The 18,687-nt window shown below is 67.6% G+C and carries 19 protein-coding genes; 10 read left to right on the forward strand and 9 right to left on the reverse strand.

Annotation, left to right across the window (positions count from 1 at the left end):
- The 3 genes from VFE28_09100 to VFE28_09110 form a co-directional block, all read left to right on the forward strand.
- A partial coding sequence (locus VFE28_09100; GenBank protein ID HZM16145.1) for a hypothetical protein occupies positions 1 to 226 on the forward strand: 226 nt, incomplete at its 5' end.
- 1 nt (position 227) lies between these two features.
- Complete coding sequence (locus VFE28_09105; protein ID HZM16146.1) at positions 228 to 1,100, forward strand: RNA polymerase sigma factor RpoD/SigA; 873 nt, start codon at positions 228 to 230, stop codon at positions 1,098 to 1,100.
- A gap of 49 nt (positions 1,101 to 1,149) precedes the next feature.
- A complete protein-coding gene (locus tag VFE28_09110) occupies positions 1,150 to 2,481 on the forward strand; it encodes an acetyl-CoA hydrolase/transferase C-terminal domain-containing protein (protein HZM16147.1) in 1,332 nt (443 codons plus the stop codon).
- A 43-nt stretch (positions 2,482 to 2,524) separates the two neighbouring features.
- On the opposite strand, the gene VFE28_09115 is transcribed toward VFE28_09110, so the two are convergent.
- A complete protein-coding gene (locus VFE28_09115) occupies positions 2,525 to 3,424 on the reverse strand; it encodes a cation diffusion facilitator family transporter (GenBank protein HZM16148.1) in 900 nt (299 codons plus the stop codon).
- 145 nt (positions 3,425 to 3,569) lie between these two features.
- Here VFE28_09115 and VFE28_09120 point away from each other — a divergent pair, with 145 nt between their 5' ends.
- Entirely contained in the window at positions 3,570 to 4,397 is an 828-nt protein-coding gene (locus VFE28_09120; protein ID HZM16149.1) for a rhomboid family intramembrane serine protease, read from the forward strand.
- A gap of 49 nt (positions 4,398 to 4,446) precedes the next feature.
- Here the strand turns inward: VFE28_09120 and VFE28_09125 are convergent, their stop codons facing one another.
- From VFE28_09125 to VFE28_09145, 5 genes are all read right to left on the reverse strand, one after another.
- Positions 4,447 to 4,800 carry an FmdB family zinc ribbon protein gene (locus VFE28_09125; protein HZM16150.1) on the reverse strand — a complete coding sequence of 118 codons (354 nt, stop codon included), beginning with the start codon at positions 4,798 to 4,800 and terminating at the stop codon, positions 4,447 to 4,449.
- An 85-nt stretch (positions 4,801 to 4,885) separates the two neighbouring features.
- Positions 4,886 to 5,677, reverse strand: coding sequence for a TIGR00266 family protein (locus VFE28_09130; protein HZM16151.1), 792 nt, complete (start codon positions 5,675 to 5,677; stop codon positions 4,886 to 4,888).
- Between the two features lie 99 nt (positions 5,678 to 5,776).
- On the reverse strand, positions 5,777 to 6,922 hold the full coding sequence (locus VFE28_09135) for a PQQ-dependent sugar dehydrogenase (GenBank protein ID HZM16152.1): 1,146 nt from the start codon (positions 6,920 to 6,922) through the stop codon (positions 5,777 to 5,779).
- An 84-nt stretch (positions 6,923 to 7,006) separates the two neighbouring features.
- Positions 7,007 to 7,474, reverse strand: a complete 468-nt coding sequence (locus VFE28_09140; protein ID HZM16153.1) for a hypothetical protein — start codon at positions 7,472 to 7,474, stop codon at positions 7,007 to 7,009.
- Positions 7,475 to 7,775: 301 nt separating this feature from the next.
- A complete protein-coding gene (locus tag VFE28_09145; protein ID HZM16154.1) occupies positions 7,776 to 8,897 on the reverse strand; it encodes a peptidylprolyl isomerase in 1,122 nt (373 codons plus the stop codon).
- A 499-nt stretch (positions 8,898 to 9,396) separates the two neighbouring features.
- Between VFE28_09145 and VFE28_09150 the strand changes: the two genes are divergently transcribed.
- Positions 9,397 to 10,983, forward strand: a complete 1,587-nt coding sequence (locus tag VFE28_09150) for a pitrilysin family protein (protein ID HZM16155.1) — start codon at positions 9,397 to 9,399, stop codon at positions 10,981 to 10,983.
- A 22-nt stretch (positions 10,984 to 11,005) separates the two neighbouring features.
- Positions 11,006 to 13,135, forward strand: coding sequence for an insulinase family protein (locus VFE28_09155; GenBank protein HZM16156.1), 2,130 nt, complete (start codon positions 11,006 to 11,008; stop codon positions 13,133 to 13,135).
- A gap of 79 nt (positions 13,136 to 13,214) precedes the next feature.
- Here VFE28_09155 and VFE28_09160 read toward each other — a convergent pair whose 3' ends face one another.
- Positions 13,215 to 13,622 carry an EVE domain-containing protein gene (locus VFE28_09160; GenBank protein ID HZM16157.1) on the reverse strand — a complete coding sequence of 136 codons (408 nt, stop codon included), beginning with the start codon at positions 13,620 to 13,622 and terminating at the stop codon, positions 13,215 to 13,217.
- A gap of 181 nt (positions 13,623 to 13,803) precedes the next feature.
- Between VFE28_09160 and VFE28_09165 the strand changes: the two genes are divergently transcribed.
- The 4 genes from VFE28_09165 to VFE28_09180 all read left to right on the forward strand — a co-directional run bounded on the left by VFE28_09165 (position 13,804) and on the right by VFE28_09180 (position 17,790).
- Complete coding sequence (locus tag VFE28_09165) at positions 13,804 to 15,303, forward strand: DegQ family serine endoprotease (protein ID HZM16158.1); 1,500 nt, start codon at positions 13,804 to 13,806, stop codon at positions 15,301 to 15,303.
- A 286-nt stretch (positions 15,304 to 15,589) separates the two neighbouring features.
- Positions 15,590 to 16,165: a sigma-70 family RNA polymerase sigma factor gene (locus tag VFE28_09170; protein ID HZM16159.1), complete on the forward strand. Its 576-nt coding sequence runs from the start codon at positions 15,590 to 15,592 to the stop codon at positions 16,163 to 16,165.
- A 16-nt stretch (positions 16,166 to 16,181) separates the two neighbouring features.
- Positions 16,182 to 17,114, forward strand: a complete 933-nt coding sequence (locus VFE28_09175) for a zf-HC2 domain-containing protein (GenBank protein HZM16160.1) — start codon at positions 16,182 to 16,184, stop codon at positions 17,112 to 17,114.
- Between the two features lie 97 nt (positions 17,115 to 17,211).
- Positions 17,212 to 17,790: a DUF5668 domain-containing protein gene (locus VFE28_09180; protein HZM16161.1), complete on the forward strand. Its 579-nt coding sequence runs from the start codon at positions 17,212 to 17,214 to the stop codon at positions 17,788 to 17,790.
- A gap of 139 nt (positions 17,791 to 17,929) precedes the next feature.
- Here the strand turns inward: VFE28_09180 and VFE28_09185 are convergent, their stop codons facing one another.
- Both VFE28_09185 and VFE28_09190 read right to left on the reverse strand, forming a co-directional pair.
- On the reverse strand, positions 17,930 to 18,211 hold the full coding sequence (locus VFE28_09185; GenBank protein HZM16162.1) for a hypothetical protein: 282 nt from the start codon (positions 18,209 to 18,211) through the stop codon (positions 17,930 to 17,932).
- 2 nt (positions 18,212 to 18,213) lie between these two features.
- Positions 18,214 to 18,648 (reverse strand): BrxA/BrxB family bacilliredoxin, encoded by a 435-nt coding sequence (locus tag VFE28_09190; protein ID HZM16163.1) that lies wholly within the window; start codon positions 18,646 to 18,648, stop codon positions 18,214 to 18,216.
- Between the last annotated feature and the right edge of the window lie 39 nt (positions 18,649 to 18,687).

Genomic DNA, 18,687 nt, shown 5'->3' on the forward strand with positions numbered 1-18,687 from the left:
CATCCACTGTGTCGACGGGCCGGTGGTGGTGCACCAATGCGCCAGCCATTGCGGCCTGAGCTACGATTGCCATCTGAAGGAGGTGTTCGCCACGGTGGGCAAGTCCCTGGAAGCTTCACTCACCAAGGTGCGCCTCGCCGATCTCATCCCACCGCACTGCTGCACCATGGGAACGCTGCGAAAGAACGGCGTGCAGCTGCAGGAATCCGCCCCGAGAGTGGAATGACATGAGCGCGAGGCGCGAAGCACCCGAGAGCACGTCACCGCGGACATCGAGCGCGGAGAAAAGCGCCCTGCTGCGCTATCTCCACGAGATCGAGAACATCCCGGTCCTGACTCCCGCCGAGGAACGTGAGCTCGCCCTGCGGGCACGGCGCGGCGATGGCGGCGCAGAGAAGGAACTCGTGCGGCGCAACCTGCGCTTCGTCGTCAGCGTGGCGCGGCAGTATGCCCGCCATGGCGTGGCCCTGGAGGATCTGATCAACGAGGGCAACATCGGCCTCGTGCGTGCCACGGAACGCTTCGATCCATCCCGCGGCTTCCGTCTGATCACTTACGCCGTGTGGTGGATCCGGCAGAGCATCATGTCCTACCTGACGGACCACAGCCGGATCGTGCGCATCCCCGCCGCCAAGGTACAGGGCCTGGTGCGCCTGGCCCGCGAGTCCGATCGGCTGGTGCAGGAAAACGGTCGCTTCCCGAGCAGCGACGAGCTCGCCAAGCGCCTCCGCCTTACCACCTATCAGGTCGAGACACTGCAACATCTACCCACTCAGTACTTCTCCCTGGATGAGCCCGGCGAGGGCGAGGAAGCGGGTTTCGCGGTGGATACGCTGGGGGATCCCCACTCCACCGACGACTGGCTCGTGGAGACTTTGCGCTCCCACGACATCCAGGCTGCCTTGCAAATCCTCGACCCGCGGGAAGCGGACATCTTGCGCCGTTGCTTCGGGCTCGGGGCGGTCACAGCGGAATCGTTGCAGAGCCTCGGCCAGCGTCATGGTGTGAGCCGCGAGCGGGTGCGGCAGCTGCGGGACCGCGCCCTCTGGAAGCTGCGCCACTCGGCGCACGCGGACACGCTCTCCGAGTACGCCCTCTGAGGCGAGGGAACGTCCGGAGGGAGCCGGTGATGGAAGGGCAGGGAAGGCGATGAGCGTCGTGGGCTCGAATCTCGCCAAGCTCCATCCACAGTGGTTGCCGCATTACAGCCGCAAGCTGACCGATCCGGGGCGGGCGGTGCAAGCGATCCAGAGCGGGCAACGGGTCTACATCCATCCCGGATGCGCCGCACCGCTGCCGCTGCTCGAAGCGCTCTGCGACCGAGCGCTGCGACTCCGGGACGTGGAGGTCGTCCACCTGCTCTTCTTCGGCCCAGCGCCGCACACGCACGCCGGGATGGTGGGGCACTTGCGTCACAATGCCCACTTCATCGGCCACAACGTCCGCCAGGCCGTCAACGACGGCCGGGCCGATTACACACCGATCTTCCTCGGCGAGATCGCCCAGCTCTTTCGCAGCGGCGCCATGCCCATCGACGTGGCCCTGGTGCAGGTCAGCACGCCGGACGAGCACGGCTTCTGCTCTCTCGGCGTCGGCGTGGACCACACGCTCGACGCGATCCGGGTGGCGAAGCACGTCATCGCCGAGGTCAACGAGCAGATGCCCCGGGTGCACGGCGATGCCTTCGTGCACGTGCGCCAGCTGCACGCCATCGTCGAGACCTCGCGCCCCCTGCCCGAGATGCCCGCCGAGCCAGGGACCGAGATCTCGCGCCGCATCGCCCGCAATGTCGCCGACCTGGTGGAGGATGGCAGCACGCTGCAAACCGGCATCGGCGCCATCCCCGACGCCGTGCTCGGCTTCCTCCGCGACCGCCGCGCCTTGGGCGTGCACACCGAGCTCTTCTCCGACGGCGTCATCGATCTCATCGAATCCGGTGTGGTGACGGGAGAGCGAAAGACGCTGCACCCCGGCAAGGTCATCGCCGGCTTCATTCTCGGCACCAAGCGGCTCTTCGATTTCGTCGACGACAACCCGGTCGTGGAGCTGCATCCTCTGGCGTACACCAACGATCCGTACGTCATCGCGCAGAACGAGAAGATGGTGGCGATCAACTCGGCCCTGGAGATCGACCTCACCGGCCAGGTCTGCGCCGATTCCATCGGGACCAGCTTCTACAGCGGTTTCGGCGGCCAGACCGACTTCATCCGCGGCGCCTCGCGCTCTCGCGGCGGCAAGCCCATCATCGCCCTCGCGTCCACGGCCAAAGGCGACACCGTGTCCCGTATCGTCCCCACGCTGCGCCCGGGCGCTGGGGTCGTGACCACGCGTGCCGACATCCGTTGGGTGGTCACCGAATACGGCGCCGTGAATCTCTTCGGACTCAACGTGCGCCAGCGCGCCAAGGCGCTCGTCGACCTGGCGCACCCGAACTTCCGGGCGGCCCTGGAGCGCGCCGCCCACGAGCGGCATCTCCTGTGAGAGGACCCGCCTGGCGCTTCCCGCGCCACCGCAGCACGGTGCCTCACAAACCGCAGTGCCGTGAAGTCTCCACGTGCACCGTGGCGCTGGTGGGGCCGAAGGCGTCGTCCAGCGCCTGCTCCACCGCCTCGGTGACGGCGTGCGCCGTCTCCGTGTCGGTGTTCGGATCGACGACGATGTGCAGATCGAGGAACACATCGTGCCCGGCCCGGCGCGAGCGGATGGCGTGGGGATCCTGCACTCCCGGCACTGCCCCCACCACCTCCAGCACGCGGCGTTCGTCCAATGCCGAGGCGTCCACGAGCACCGGCACGGTGCGCTGGAAGACTTTGTAGCCGATGGCTCCGATCAGAGCGGCGATGAGGAGCGAGAGCGCCGCATCCACGTGCGGCACGCCAAGGCGGACGAAGGCGAGGCTGGTGAGCACGGTGAGGGTGACGAGCACATCGCTACGAGTGTGGGCGGCGTCGGCCAGGAGGAACTCGCTACCCAGCTGCGCGCCGCGCCTGGCTTCGTAACGGCTCACCGCGACGTTGACGAGCAGCGTGCCGAGCACGACGGCGAAAGCTGCCGGCGTCGCCACCGTGGTGGTGGCATGGAAGCCGACGAGCCGCTTCACGGCTTCCACCGCCAGGTTGAAGCAGGTGACGAAGAGGAGTCCGGCGAGAACGAAGGCGGCCAAGGTCTCGATCTTCGAGTGGCCGTAGGGATGACTCTTGTCGGCTTCCTGGGCGGCGACGGCGACGGCCACGAGCCCGACGATGTTGTTCGCCGTGTCGATGGCCGAATGCGCCGCGTCGCCGAGCAAGGCCAGGCTGCTCGACGCCAACCCGACAATCAGCTTCGCGAGCGCGACACCGAGGTTGAGGAGCAGCGTGATCCAGAGCACCCGTTGCACGCTCTTGCGGTAGGTGGCGAGGGCGGCCTGGGGTTTCTCCGTCATCGGCGACACCCTCCGCGTCACGCCTGCCGGCGGGTTTCCGCGCGCTGCAGCCTCGGACTTGGCGTTCGTCCAAGGCGCCTTCTGGCCCCGGCGCAGGATACTCTGCGGCGCCGCGACCCGCTACAATGGCGGCCGGGAGGTGCGCATGCCCGCAATGCTGTGCCCGAGCTGCCGCAAGCTCATCGGCGACGACGAAGCACGCTGCCCATACTGCGGTGCTCTCCGCCCCGGTCTCTGGGGCGCGGGGCGGCGGCTACAGCACCTCTTCGGCCACCAGCTGCAGTTGGTACAGCTGATCACCGTCACCTGCGTGGCGCTGTACATCACCAGCCTCGCCGTGGACGTGCGGGGCGCTTTGTCGCCGACGGGCGGCTTGATGGGAATCCTCTCCCCCAGCACCCGTGCCCTCTATCTCCTCGGGATGACCGGCCGCGACAGCATGCAAATGGGTCACTGGTGGACGGTGCTGACGGCGATCTACCTGCACGGCAGCCTGCTGCACATTTTTTTCAATGTGATGTGGATCCGCCAGCTCGGCACCTTCGCCGAGGAGGAACTCGGCCCGGCGCGCTTCTTCATCCTCTACAGCCTGGCCGGCGCCGGCGGCTTCCTCGCCTCCAGCTTCCTCGGACACAGCCCGTCCATCGGGGCCTCGGGCTCGATCTTCGGTCTCCTCGGGGCGATGATCGCCTATCGCCGCCGGCGCGGCGGCACGCGGGACGTGCTGTCCCAGCAGTTCCTCACCTGGGCCGTGGTGCTCTTCGCTTTCGGCTTGTTCATGCGGGGCGTGGACAACTGGGCCCACCTGGGCGGGTTCACCACGGGCTTCCTGCTGGGGCAGCGCCTGCACGGCATCCGCGAGCGGCACGAGGGCCGCGGCACCCAGATGCTGGCGCTCGGGCTCCTGGTGCTGACGCTCTGCGGTTTCGTGCTCTCCTTCGTCCGCTTGCTGCCGGCTTTCTTGCAGACATGACGAGCCACGCCCCCGTGGTCTCCTCCCTGCGGGCGCGCTCGAACCTCGCTCAGTCAGAACCGGAAGACTTCTTGGGCGGTGGGTCTTTCTTCGGGCTCTTCTCCGCCGCAGGCTGGGCGGATTCCTTCGCGGCCGGGGAGGAAGCCTCGCCTTGTGCGCTTCCCCCTTCGCTCTTCCCTGCCGCTCCCGGGGCGGCCTCGGCCTTGGCCTTTTCCTTGTAGTTCGGCGAGCGGTTGTCGGTGCTGTAGAAACCGTCGCCACGGAAGAGGAACCCTGCCCCGGGACCGATGCGACGTTTCGCCGGGGCGCCGCACTCCACGCACTTGTCGAGGGCTGCGTCCTTCATGGACTGGAAGACTTCGAAGCGGTGGCCGTTCTCGCACTCGTAGTCATAGGTCGGCATCGGTGCTCCTCTCACCTCGGGGCAAAGCCCCGCCCGCACGGCAGTCTCTGCGAGTTGCCGAGGAAGATTTCGGGGCCACCGGCGCTCAGCGCCCGTCGCCATCGAGGAGATTGCCCAGGGCGCCGAGGACCGAGCCCTCCTCGCGGCCGCGGCCTCGTGGTGCGGCGGCGAAGATGCGGCTGGCCAGACGGCCGAAGGGCAGCGACTGCAGCCACACCCGTCCGGGCCCGCGCAGCTGGGCGAAGAACAGACCCTCGCCGCCGAAGAGCGCCGTCTTGATCTTGCCGACGTACTGGATGTCGTAGTTCACGCTCGGCTGCAAGGCCACCAGGCAGCCGGTGTCCACCCGCAGGCTCTCGTTGGGTCCGAGCACGCGCTCGATCAATGTGCCGCAGGCGTTGGCGAAAGCATAACCATCGCCGCGCAAACGCTGCATGATGAAGCCCTCGCCGCCGAAGAAGCCGACGCCGAGCCGCTTCTGGAAAGCGATGCCGATCTCCACGCCCCGGGCCGCCGCCAAGAATGCGTCCTTCTGGGTGATCATCTCACCGCCGAGCTCCGCCAGGTGCAGGGCCACGATCTTGCCCGGGATGGGGGAGGCGAAAGCCAGCGAGCGCTTGCCGTTGGAATCGTTGTGGAACACGGTCATGAACAGCGACTCGCCGGTGAGCACCCGCTTGCCGGCGCCGATCAGGGCTCCGAGGAAGCCCTGGCTCTGGCTGCCCTCGCCGAAGATGGTGTCCATCTCGATGCCGTCCTGCATGTACATCATGCTCCCGGCCTCGGCCACCACGGCTTCCTGCGGATCGAGCTCGATCTCCACGAACTGCATGTCGTCGCCGAAGATCTTGTAATCGACTTCGTGCATTTTGGCCATGGGGGCCTCCCGGGCTGCGAACGAACCTGACGTCCCGGCGCGGCGGCACGGGGTGGGCGCCGTCATGCTAGGCGCGGGCGAGAGGCGCTGCAATGGGATTCATTGCCCGCTCTCCTCCTCGAGCCGGTAAATACGGCCGTCGAAGGCACAAAGGTACAGCTCGCCGTCGGCGCCCTCGCCGAAGGAGGCGATGTTGCGCGGCTGCGCCAGGATCCGGCGCTGCGCCAGCACGGAGTCGCCCTGCGCCCGCAGCGCCCAGACGTTGCCGGTCACATAGTCGGCGTACACATAGGCGCCGACGAGGCGCCGCAGGCGCGTCCCGCGGTAGACGTAGCCGCCGACGACGCAGGCGCCCTGCTCCCGGCCGTACTCCAGCACCGGATCGATGAGCGGTACGGTCGCCCGGCCGCTCTTGAACTCGTGGCGACCCTCGCGGAGCCGCCAGCCATAGTTGCCGCCGCGGACGATGCGGTCGATCTCTTCCCAACGGTTCTGCCCCACGTCGCCGGCCCACAGTTCCCCGCTGGCACGGTCGAAGCTCATGCGCCAGACGTTGCGCAAGCCATAGGCCCAGATCTCCGGGCGCGCTCCCGGCACGTCGGCGAAAGGATTGTCCGCCGGGATGGCGTAAGGCCGCCCGCCGGCTTCGTGATCCACATCGAGCCGGAGAATCTTGCCGAGGAGGGAACCGAGATTCTGCGCCGCATTGAAGGGATCGCCGGCGGAGCCACCGTCGCCGAGGCTGAGATAAAGACTCCCGTCAGGGCCGAAGAGGAGCGTCGCACCGTTGTGGTTGCCCCAGTGCTTGGGGGCCTCGAGGAGCACGGTTTCCGAGGCCCGCAGCGCCCGTTCCGGGTGCTCGGGATCGGCACGGAAGCGCGACAGCACGCCGCGGCGCGGTCCAGAAGCGCTGTAGAAGACGAAGAACCAACCGTTGCTCGCGAAGCGCGGGTGGAAAGCCAGGGCGAGGAGTCCCTCTTCATTGTGCTCGGTGCGCACCCGGTCACGGAGATCGAGGTAGACCGTTGCTTGCGACACGCGTGGGTCGTCGGGGAAGACGAGGATGCGGCCGCCTTGCTCCACCACGAACATGCGGCCGTCGCCGGCCTGGGTGAGGAACACCGGACGCTCGAACTCGAGGGCCGGGAAGGCGCGCACCATCCGGACGAGAGGCAGCTCGCTGTCCCCCGGGGCGGCGCCGGAGGGCGCCGCCGTGAGGCCGAACGCCGCCAGCAGCGGCAGCACCTTGGCTCCCCGAGCCCGCACAAAAAGCGAGACCCCCGACCGTAGCCGGAGGTCTCGCGCCTTACGGAATCGGACCACTTTAGCTCAGTGCGAGGCCGAGGCCAGGGTCACGAAGGACTGCTCGTACTGGTCCACGAGCGTCTTCTCCGGGGAGTTGACCACGATGATCGCTCCCTGGGCGATCTTGGCGATTTCCACCTTGGCGTTCGGCTTCGCCGCGAGCTCACGGGTCAGAGGGCAGCAGAAGTTGCTGACCGAGCCCGTCGCTGCAGCCTGCAGGTAGTGCACGGCGTCTTCGGTCTTGCCCTTGTACATGACGACGAGAGCGCCGGAGGGCAGCCGGGTGGCTTCGATGTCGACGAGTGCGGCGAGCTTGGCCTTGCTGGCGGAGCAGTGGTTGCCGGCGCCGGCGAACACCGTGGAGAGGCAGGCATTGTCCGAATTCGCTTGGACCTGCTTCGAGGCGCTGCAGGCGGAGCCGCCGGCGAAAGCAGCCGAGGCTGCGAAGGCGAAGATGCAGAGCACGAGAGCAGTGACCTTGAGAGTACGCACGGTTCCGAATCCTCCTGTTTGAGGCGACCGTCTCGAGGCGGCGCGGCGCGCGCTGCCAAGTCCGGGGAGAGGCACCCCATGATAGTCCCGCAGCCAGCGTCGTAGTGCCCCCAGACACGCAAAATAAATGTAACGCCGTCGGGAACCACCCGACCCTGGAAGCACGGAAGCTACGGAGGTGTGCCCTGGAGCCGCCGCACCGGAGCCGCCTCACCTCCCCCATGGCACCTCGGGGTTGCGGCGCGCCCGCGGCAACCGGCGGCTCCTCAGCGTCGGCAAAGGCGGTGTCGGGGTCACGAGCTCAGTGCCGCAGGATCTCGAGGAGCTCGAGGTCGAAGACCAGGTTGGCGTTGGGCGGGATGCCGAAGCGCTTGGCGCCGTGATCGCCGTAGGCGAGAGCCGCCGGCACGATCACCCGCCGCTTCTCGCCGGGCCGCATGGCGCGGTACATCTCGTCCAGCCCCTTGATGACGTGCCCTTGGCCCACGGCGAAACGAAACGGTTGGTTGCGGTCGTAACTCGAGTCGAACTTGGTGCCATCCTCGAGATAGCCCGCGTAGTGCACCAGGACGAGCTCCCCACCTCCCGGCGGCTCTCCTTGACCCGGGGCACGCACGATGTAGCGCACCCCGGTGCTGGTCACCTCCGCCTTGTCCATCTCCTTGTCCAGGTCGAGGCGGAATTTCTCCGCCTTCGCCTGCCGTTCCAGCTCGCGCTCGGCCATGATCTCGTCCTGCCGCTCGAAGGCGGCCACGGGATCGAACTTCGTCGCCGCCGCCCCGCGCCGCAGCACGGTCACCTTGCGCAGCACCACGTCCACCACCGGCGTAGAACCATCGGGCCCGGTCATCGGCTGGCTGGCAATGCGTTCGATGACGTCGTAGCCCTGCACCACGTGGCCGAACACCGTGTGCCGCCCATCCAGGTAAGACAGCTTGGCGAGGGTGATGAAGAACTGGCTGCCATTCGTGCTCGGGCCCGAGTTGGCCATGGAGAGGATTCCCGGCCGATCGTGTCGCAGGTCGGGTCTGCATTCGTCGATGAAAGCGTAGCCCGGCCCCCCGGTGCCGTCGCCGAGGGGATCACCACCTTGGATGACGAATTCCTTCACCACCCGGTGGAACTTGAGGCCGTCGTAGTAGGGACGGCTCACCCACTCCTGCGTGCGCGGATCGAGGAACTGGATGCGCCCCTCCGCCAGCCCCACGAAGTTCCCCACCGTGATCGGCGTCTTGGCGAATTCGAGGGCGCAGGCGAACGTCCCCAGAGAGGTCTCGAACACGGCGTACAGGCCGTCCTCTGCGGTGGCTTCCTCCAGCGTCTTGCCCGCGGGCGCCGGCGGTGTCGCAGCCACCGGCGGCGCGCCGAAGAGGAGCGCGGCGCAGCTGCCGGCGAGAATCCAGGAACGTCCGCGACCTGCCATGTTCCTCCCGATGCGGTGCGAGCGGGACCAAAGGCGACTCCGGTGCGCCTTCCGCGCTCCGAAGGATCCTTTACACCTAACCAGCGGCGAACATCCCCGCGGCGGACTTCCCGCCTCCGGACCAGGGCCCGGCAGCGGCGCTGCCGATACCAAGCTCCCGCGGTCATTCTAGCGAGAAGCACGGCTTCTGCCCGACCAGAAGAACCTCGGCCGCCCGAGCTTTCGTAAGAGCAGTGGGGACCCTTTGCTCGCGGCCTCGGTGAGGTTCCTCGGGTTCTCCGGCAAGAGACATGATATCAATGTCTTGCGGCTGAACCGGGGGACCACTGCGGTGCCTCTGACCGGCCTCGACGAGTTCCCTCGAGCCCCTGCCGAGCCTGGCGGTGCGCTACCATGGGCGCCTCCTGGACGCACCTGAGTGCCCGGAGTCGTTTCACCGGCAGTCCGGCCCTCGGTGTGCGCCGGCGCGGCGCGGAAGTTCGAACCCAAGGAGTTCACGATGCACTCTGCTCGCAGTACTGCGGCCCCGGCTCGCAGGCGCTGGCGGCTGGTCCTGGCTCTGGCGCTGGCTGCGGCCTGCCTCGCCGCGGGCAGCCCGGCCGTTGCCGGCCGCTCGTCCGCCGATTGGGACCCGAGCGCGCTCCAGTCCAAGGTCCACGAGTTCACCCTGGAGAACGGCTTGCGTTTCCTGGTGCTGGAACGCCACGACGTCCCGGTCTTCAGCTTCATGACCCACGTCAACGCCGGTTCGGTGAACGAACCGGTCGGGCAGACCGGTCTCGCGCACATGTTCGAGCACATGGCCTTCAAGGGCACCGACGAGATCGGCACCAAGGACTATGGCAAGGAAGCGAAGCTGATCGAGAAGATCGATGCCCTGTTCATGCAGCTCTACGCCGAGCGCGCCAAGGGCATGGCCACGAACCCGGAGCGCGTCAAGCAGCTCGAGCAGGAGATCCAGTCGCTCCAGCAGCAGGCGGATCAGTACATCGAGTCCAACGAGTTCAGCCAGATCATCGATCAGGCGGGAGGCGTGGGGCTCAACGCCAGCACCGCCTCCGACGGCACCTACTATTACTACAGCCTGCCCTCGAACAAGCTGGAGCTGTGGGCCTACCTCGAGTCGGCGCGCTTCACCAAGCCCGTGTTCCGCGAGTACTACAAGGAGCGGGACGTGGTCATCGAGGAACGCAACATGCGGGTGGATTCGCAGCCCTTCGGCCAGTTCATCGAGGAGATGGTGGGCGTCGCGTATCGGGCCCACCCCTACAAGAACCTAGGCATCGGCCACCGGTCCGACCTGGACAACCTGCGGCTCGATGCGGCGGAGTGGTTCTTCGACACCTATTACACGCCGCAGAACGTCGTCATCGCCCTGGTGGGTGATGTGGATCCGGCAGAGGTGCAGAAGCTGGCGGAGAAGTACTTCGCCAGCATCCCCCGCCGTGGCGACCCGCCGCCAGTGCACACCGCCGAACCGGAGCAGAACGGTGAGCGCCGCTTCGTGCTCCAGGGGGATACCCAGCCGATCTTCGCCATCGGCTTCCACCGCCCGAGCACGACCTCCCCGGACGATCCAGCCATCGCCGTGCTCTGCCGCGTCCTGGGCCAGGGACGCACGTCGCGCCTCTACGCGCGCATGGTGAAGAAGGAGAAAACCGCGCTCTTCGCCGGCGCTTTCCCGGAGTTCCCGGGCAACAAGTACCCCAGCTTGGTGATCATCTTCGCCATCCCGAACTCCGGGCACACACCGGACGAGATCGAGAAGACCTGCTGGGAAGAGGTCCAACGCCTGCAGAACGACCTGGTGGATCCGGACGAGCTCGCCCGCGTCAAGACCGAGGTGCGTGCCGAGTTCATCCGCGGCATCGAGGACAACTCGGGCCTGGCGGCACAGCTGGCCGCCTACGAGACGCTGCGCGGCAGCTGGAAGGATCTCTTCGCCGAGGTCGGCCGCATCGAAGCGGTGACGCGGGAGGACGTGCAGGCGATGGCGCGCAAGTACATGCAGCGCAAGAACGCCACCATCGGCTCCATGGTCACCGAGGAGCGGCGGGCGCAGAGTGGCGAAAGCAAGGGGCAGTGACATGACGAGGAGAGCAGCGCACATGAATACCAGACGATTCTTCCTGGCAGCGCTCGCGGGGCTCCTGCTCCTGCCAGGCCTCGCCGCCGCCAAGAAGTGGGAGAAGATCAAGTCCCCCACGCTCCACCCCATCCAGCCGCCGGCGGTGCAACGGCAGGCGCTGGACAATGGCATCCAGCTCTTCGTGCTGGAGGACCACGATCTGCCCCTCTTCCGCATGACCCTGGTGCTCCGCGCCGGCGAGGCCTACGCCCCGGCGGAGCAGCGCGGCCTTCCGGGTATCACCGCCGAGGTGCTGCGTTCCGGCGGCACGAAATCCCTCGCCGGTGACGCCCTGGACGAGTGGCTCGAGAGCCGTGGCGCCTCCATCGAGACCTCCACCGGGAATCTCACCACGGAGATCAGCGTCAACGCCCTGGTGGAGGACAGCGAGCGCGTCCTCGAGATCGTCCGTGATCTGCTTCTCGAACCGGCTTATCCCGAGGACAAGCTGCAGCTGGCGCTGACGCAGGCCCGTTCCGGCATCGCGCGGCGCAACGACGACCCCAGCTCGATCGCAGACCGCGAGTTCCAGAAGATCCTCTGGGGCGCCGACCACCCGTTCGCGGCACAAATGGAGTACGAACACCTGGCGCGCATCGGCCGCGACGACCTGCTCGCCTTCCACAAGAAGTGGTACCACCCGGGCGATGCGTCCTTGGCCCTCTGGGGCGACTTCAACAAGGACGAGATCGTCGCCACCGTGCAGCGCCTGCTCGGGGCTTGGCCCAAGGTCACAGTGCAGCAACCTCCCATTCCGGCGACCCCGGAGGTGCACGCCTCGGTGAATCTGGTGGCCAAGGAGAGCGTCACTCAGTCCAACATCCGCCTCGGTCACAAGGGCATCAAGGCGGACAACCCAGACTACTATCCGCTGCTGGTGATGAACGAGCTCCTGGGCGGCGGCCTCGGTTCGCGCCTCTTCAACGAGGTGCGCTCCCGACAGGGTCTGGCCTATCGCGTCGGCAGCCAACTCGGCGCCGAGCTCGCTTACCCCGGCATGTTCCGCGTCGTCTGTGGCACCAAGTCGGAGACCACGGTGAAAGCCGCCCGCGCCTGCATCGAGGAAGTGAAGCGGATGAAGAACACGCCGGTCACCGACGCCGAGCTGAAGCGCGCCAAGGACGGCTTGCTCAACTCCTACGTCTTCAACTTCGCCGACAAGGGGGGCATCGTCACCCGGCAGATGAACTACGCCCGTTGGGGCTATCCGCCGGACTTCCTCGAACGCTTCCCCCAGGAAGTGGCGAAGGTCACGGTCGCCGACGTGCAACGGGTCGCCAACAGCTTCCTGCAGCCGGAGAACTTCGCCCTGCTGGTGGTGGGCAAGCCCGCCGACTTCGACGAAGCCCTCGATGGCCTGGGCAAGGTGAACACGATCGACATCACCATCCCGGAGCCCAAGGTGGCCGCCTTCCCCGCCGCCACGCCGGCGACGCTGCAGAAAGGCAAAGAGGTGCTGGCCCAGGCCGCCAAAGCCACGGGCGGTGTCGAGCTGCTGGCCAAGGTCAACAACCTGACCGAGTCCCAAGACCTGCAGCTCAGCGTCATGGGCAACAAGATGCAGGCGAAGTCGAACCGCTTCGTCCAGTACCCCGGCAACGTGCGCCTCGAGATCGAGGTCATGGGACAGACGATGGTGCAGGTCTACAACCGCGAGCAGAAGGCCGGTTTCCGCAAGGGCATGGGGCAGACGAAGACGCTGGACGAAGCGGAGATGCAGGATTTCGAGGACAATCTGGCGCGGGAGCTCGTGGCTTTCCTGCGCGACTACGAGAGCTACAAGCCCCAGTACCTGGAGGACAGCGAGGTGCAGGGGGCGGCGACCGAGGTGATTCTGCTCACCCCGCCACGGGGCGGCAAGCAGTTCAAGGCCTACGTAAACAAGAGCACCCATCTCGTCGTGAAGTTGGACTACCGCAGCAAGAGCTTCCAGGGCAACCCGGTGGAGGCGCAGATGTTCCTGAGCGAGTACAAGGCCGTGGGCGGGATCAAGCTACCGCAAAAGACGGTGATCCTGCAGGACGGCCAGCCGTTCCTGGAAGCGGCGACCTCGAAGGTCTCCATCACCGAGCCGATCCCGGCGGAGAAGTTCGCCAAGGTCGAGAGCTGAGAGCGAAGCACCTGCGGTGTCGATGCGGGGTGGAGGCCGTGGCGCCTCCACCCCTTTTTCTTGCGCGCGCCGCAGGAGATCAGACCTTCTCCCCCGCCATTCTCATGAGGAGCTTCCAGAGATCGGGAGGCACCGGCAGCACCGAGAGCCGGGGTTGGCGCACCAGCGGGAAGTCTTGGAAACGAGGGTCTGCTTTCACCGCGGCGAGCGACACGGGACTCGCCAGGCGTTTCACCGGCTCGAGGGCGAAGACAACGAGACGCGCGTTCGCCGGATCGGGCGAGGGATCGGAAACGACCCGCGCCAGACCGACGACGGCTTTCTCGTCGCCGGTGTGGTAGACGAGCGCGGCGTCGCCCTTGCGGACTTCGCGCATGTTCTTGAGCGCTACCGGGTTGGAGACGCCGTCCCAGACCGCACGCCGCTCGCGCTCGAGGTCGGCGAAGCCGTAGGCGCCAGGATCGGCCTTGAGCAACCAGTACCGCACGGTCCTCCTCGTGGGGCGGCCGAGCGCCGAGCGACGCCGGCCAGGCACGAGTATGGCAGAGCTAGGTCGTTGCCGGAATCGGCCGGAACCGGAGGAGCCATTTCCGGGTAATCATCCTTCCAGATGGACCCTTGAGGCCCGTCCCGGTCCAGGCGACCGGCGTCCACCAGGAGGAATCCCCATGAGCCGTGCACGTCGCTGGTTGGGCCTCGGAGCGGTCGGCGCCTTGAGCGCCCTTCTCGCCCTGGGCGCCAGCACAGTCTTTTGGTCGCGCTCCACGAGCGGAGTCCATGCCGATCCGGCCCCCACCGCGAGCCGGACGCAGGAGGCCCTCGACGCGGCGCAGAACTTGTCCCTCGCCTTCGAACAAGTCGCCTCGACGATTCGCCCCTCCGTGGTGAGCATCAACTCGACGAAGCGGGTGCACAACCGCCAGGGTCAGATGGGCGACATGCCCTTCCGCGAGTTCTTCGGCGACGATTGGTACCAGCGCTTCTTCGGCCCCGGGCGGGACTTCGAGGCCCGCGGCCTCGGCACCGGCGTCATCATCGGCTCGGACGGCACCATCCTCACCAACAACCACGTGGTGGATGGCGCCGACGAGGTGACGGTGCAGCTCGCCGACGAAACCAAGTTCACCGCCAAGGTCGTCGGCACCGATCCGAAGACGGACCTGGCAGTGCTGCGGATCGATGCCAAGAACCTGCAACCCGCCAAGCTCGGCGATTCGGAAGCGCTCAAGATCGGCGAGTGGGTGCTGGCGGCGGGCAATCCTTTCGGCCTGACCGCCTCCATCAGCGCCGGCATCGTCAGCGCCAAGGGGCGGAACGACGTGGGCGTCGCCGACTACACCGACTTCATCCAGACCGACGCGGCGATCAACCCCGGCAACAGCGGCGGTCCCCTGGTGAACCTGCGCGGTGAGGTGGTGGGCATCAATACCGCCATCTACACCCAAACCGGCGGTTACATGGGCATCGGTTTCGCCATCCCCATGAACATGGCGAAGACGATCATGACCAGCCTCATCCAGGAAGGCCGCGTGGTTCGCGGCTGGCTGGGCGTGCAGATCCAGAACCTCGACGAGGACCTGGCCAAGTCCTTCCGCTACGAAGGCACGGACGGGGTCCTGGTGAGCCAGGTGATGCCTCGGACTCCGGCGTCGCAAGCCGGCATGCAAGACGAGGACATCATCACCCGCTTCGGCGGCAAGAAGGTCGGCAACGTGACCGAGCTGCGCACCTTGGTGGCGGCGACGCGCCCCGGCACCAGCGCCGAGGTCGAGGTGTGGCGGGACGGCCGCAACAAGACGCTGCGCGTCAAGGTGGACGAACAGGAGAGCGCCGAGAGCGAGCGCCCGCACGCCGAGCCGGCGTCCCTGGATCTCGGACTCTCCGTCCGCACGCTCACCCCGGAGCGGGCGCGCCGCGCGGGTCTGGAAGAGGAGACCGACGGCGTCCTGGTCACCGAGGTGGAACCGCTGAGCGCGGCGAGCAAGGCGGGCCTGCGCGAGGGTGACATCATCCTGTCCGTGCAGGGCAAGCAGGTGGCGACGGTGGAAGCCTTCGACGCTGCCATCGCCAAGGCGGACCTCGACAGCGGGGCCCGGCTCGCGGTGCGCCGCGGCAACGGCAAGCAGATCCTCGTGCTCAAGTCGGAGCGCAACGCTCCACGCGGCTGAGCCGGTGCCGCCAGGCTCGCCGGTCGCAGTGCTCCTGGACCGGCGAGCGGCGGTGCAGGCTCCAGGAGCTCGTTGCACTCCCCGCGAGGCCGTCAGACCCCCCTGGCGGCCTCGCGTCTCTTTCCCCCGAGCGCCTCTCGAACATGCCCTTGCTAGACTCGCGGCCAGGAGCCTCGGCCTCGGGGGGGCGAACCCCAGCCCCCCTCGGTGCGTCTCCTGGTCAGAGCGGGCGCCGGACGGCGCTCGGCGCGGACGGGGCGGTTCTCCGGGGGCGCAAGGTGGCCGGATGGATCTGACGACGCTCCTCCAGCGCTGCCGGGACGGCGACGAACTCGCCTGGGAAGCGCTGGTGCGGCAACACCAGTCCCGCGTTTACGCCCTGGCGCTCCACTACGTGGGCAACGCCGAGGAGGCGCGCGACGTGGCGCAGGAGATCTTCATCCGCATCTACCGGAACCTGGGGCGCTGCGACGACGCCGCGCACTTCCTGCCCTGGATGATCCGCATCTCCCGCAACGCCTGCATCGATCATCTGCGCCGGCGTCAGGCCCGGCCGCCGGGGCGCGACGTGCCGGCGGAGGAAGCGCCGCTGCTCGCGACCAGCGAGCCGGCGCCGGACGAGGCCTGGCACGCCAAGAGCCGGCGTCGCCTGCTGCACCTGGCGCTGCAGGCACTGGGCGAGCTCAGCCGCGAGGTCCTCCTGTTGCGCGAAATCCAGGGCCTCTCGGTGGAAGAGACTGCGCGCCTCCTCAACGTCCCGGAGGGGACCGTGAAGTCGCGGGCGAATCGAGCCCGCGTGGAGCTGGCGCGGAAGGTGTTGGCGCTCTCCGGCGGCCAGTACGGCCGCGACGGGGCGCAGTGAAGGTGAGGTTGTGAGCATGGATTGCGCTCACTTCGAACAGCGGTTGGAGGCGCTACTCGCCGGTGCGCTCGACCCCCCGGAGCGCGCTCTGCTGGAGCAGCACCGTGCGGGCTGCGAACGATGCGACCGCCTGTGGGCGTCGTTCCAGGAAGAGACCGTCCCGGGGCGCGACGCGCCGACGGACGCCTTCGTCTCCATTTTGTTGGAGCGGACCTCCGGCGCTCCGTGTGGTCGGGCGCAGGAGTCGCTGCCGGGCTGGGTGGACGGCGCGCTTTCACCGGACGACGCCGGGCTGATCGCAATGCATTTGCAGCACTGCTCGGGCTGCGCCGCCCTCGCGGCGGCTGTCGCGACGCTGCGGCTCGAGCTCCCCTCTCTGGCGGAGACCGAGCCGGGGCCCGAGTTCACCACCCAAGTACTGGCTTCGACGCAGGCGCTGCAGCGGCGACGCACGGCGGTGGGCACGCGCTGGCTCGACACCTGGCAGCACTTGCTGCAGCGCCCGCGTTTCGCTCTCGAGTTCGCCACCGCCGCCTGCTTCCTCCTCATGCTGCTCTGCGCGCTGCCCTTCTCGCCCTTCCGGCCGCTGCCACAACAGGCCCTCGCAGCCATCCGCCTGGATGGCGGCGGCCTCCTCATCGCTGCGACCTCGCGCGTGGGCCCGGCGCTGCAAAGCACCGCGCACCGCGCTTGGGCAGGAACGGCCGGCAGGATCGAGACAGCTCTCGCGGCCAAGGGTCGCGCCCTCACCGACGAGCACGGCACGACGGCCTGGGGCGTCGTGCGTGCCGACCTGTCGGAGGCGCGGGCTGGCATCGAGAGCCGCAACTTCCCGCGCTTTTCTCAAGCCCTGCACGAGCTGGGCGGGGATCTGCGCCGGCTGTGGGCGGGCAGCTCGGTGCCTGCCGCGGCGCCAGCAGGGGGATCGACGCCGGAGGATCCACGATGAAGCCCGGGAGTTGCGGCAGCGCGACCGCTCTCTCACGTCTGCACCACGGTCACGCTGTTTCGAGGAACGCGAGGCCCTACACCAGGAGGTGTTCGTCATGAACGGGATGGAGAACGAGGGCACGGGGAGCGGCCAGGAGGAACGGCGAACGGAACGCCCGACCGCGAACCAGGAGACCAAGCCGCCGGCAGGACGCTGGATTCCAACGAACGACCCGCGGCGGAAGAACGTGGCGCTGGCCACGATCATGTCGGCTTTCCCGGGGCTGGGCCACATCTATGTCGGTTACTACCAGCTCGGGTTCACCCACATCCTGATCTTCGCCTCCCTGGTCACCATCCTCTCCAAGGGTGCTGGCGGTCTCGAACCGTTGTTCGGCCTCTCCCTGGCTTTCTTCATCCTCTACAACATCGTGGACGGGGCCCGGCGTGCTTCCCTCTACAACCTGGCGCTCGATTCGGGAGGCCAGATGCCGGAGCTGGAGTTGCCACGCAACCGGGGCTCGATGGCAGGGGGCATCTTCCTCGTCGGCCTCGGCGTGCTCATCCTCCTGCACACCCGCTTCGACATGGACATGTACTGGCTCGAGGAGTGGTGGCCCCTCGGCCTCATCGGACTCGGCGCTTGGTTGGTCTACACGGGGCGGAAGAACCGGGCTCGTTCCGGAATGCCCTGAGTGTTCTTGGACGTCGGGTGGAGACGGTCGGGGGTCCAACAGGCGGCGCTGCGTTGTGCCGCCTGTTGCGTCTTGAGCTTGGAAGCGTCGCCGGCCTTGGGGCGCTCGCTCCTCGGACCGGTGACGGCAGCCGTAGAGATCAGTCCGGGGAAATCTCCCCGAGGCGGCGCACCGAGACGATCTGCGGGGCTTCGAGAACCACGCGGGCGTGTTTCTTCCAGTGGCCCACACGGGCGACCTGGCGCAGATAGTCTTCCTTGCTGCGCCCGCCCTCGCCCTCCTCGTGCACGTCCACGTCCAGGAGAACGATGCCGCCATTCTCCTGCGTGTCGCAGCGGCCGACGTACACCCGCGGTCCTTGGGTGTCCACGACCACGGTGATGCCGTGCAGCGGGCCCTTGTCGTGATGGAACGTACCCATCGTCAGCGCGCCGCGGTGGTCTTGCAATACTTGTGAAACGCCGCCACCAGGTCGTTGGCCAGGCTCATGGCATCGCGCCCCTCGATGGCGTGGCGCGGCACGAAGTGCACTACCTCGCCGTCCTTGAACAGCGCCAGGGACGGGCTGCTGGGCGGAAACTGGGCGAAGAAGCTGCGGACCCGCGCCGTCGCCTCCAGATCCTGGCCGGCGAAAACCGTAGCCACCCGGTCGGGCTTGACCTCGTTCTGCAACGCCAGCCGCACTCCCGGCCGTGCTTGACCGGCGGCGCAGCCGCAGACGGAGTTGACCACCAGCAAGGTGGTGCCGCTCTTCTCGTTCATGAACGCGTCCACGTCTTGCGACGTGCGCAACTCGCGCACGCCGATGCGCGTCAGCTCCTCACGCATGGGTTGCACGAGAACCGGATCGTAGGGCATTAGGGGACCTCCTCCACCTTCCTGTCGGTCCGGCCCGCC

Source organism: Candidatus Krumholzibacteriia bacterium (assembly GCA_035649275.1).
Classification (GTDB): domain Bacteria; phylum Krumholzibacteriota; class Krumholzibacteriia.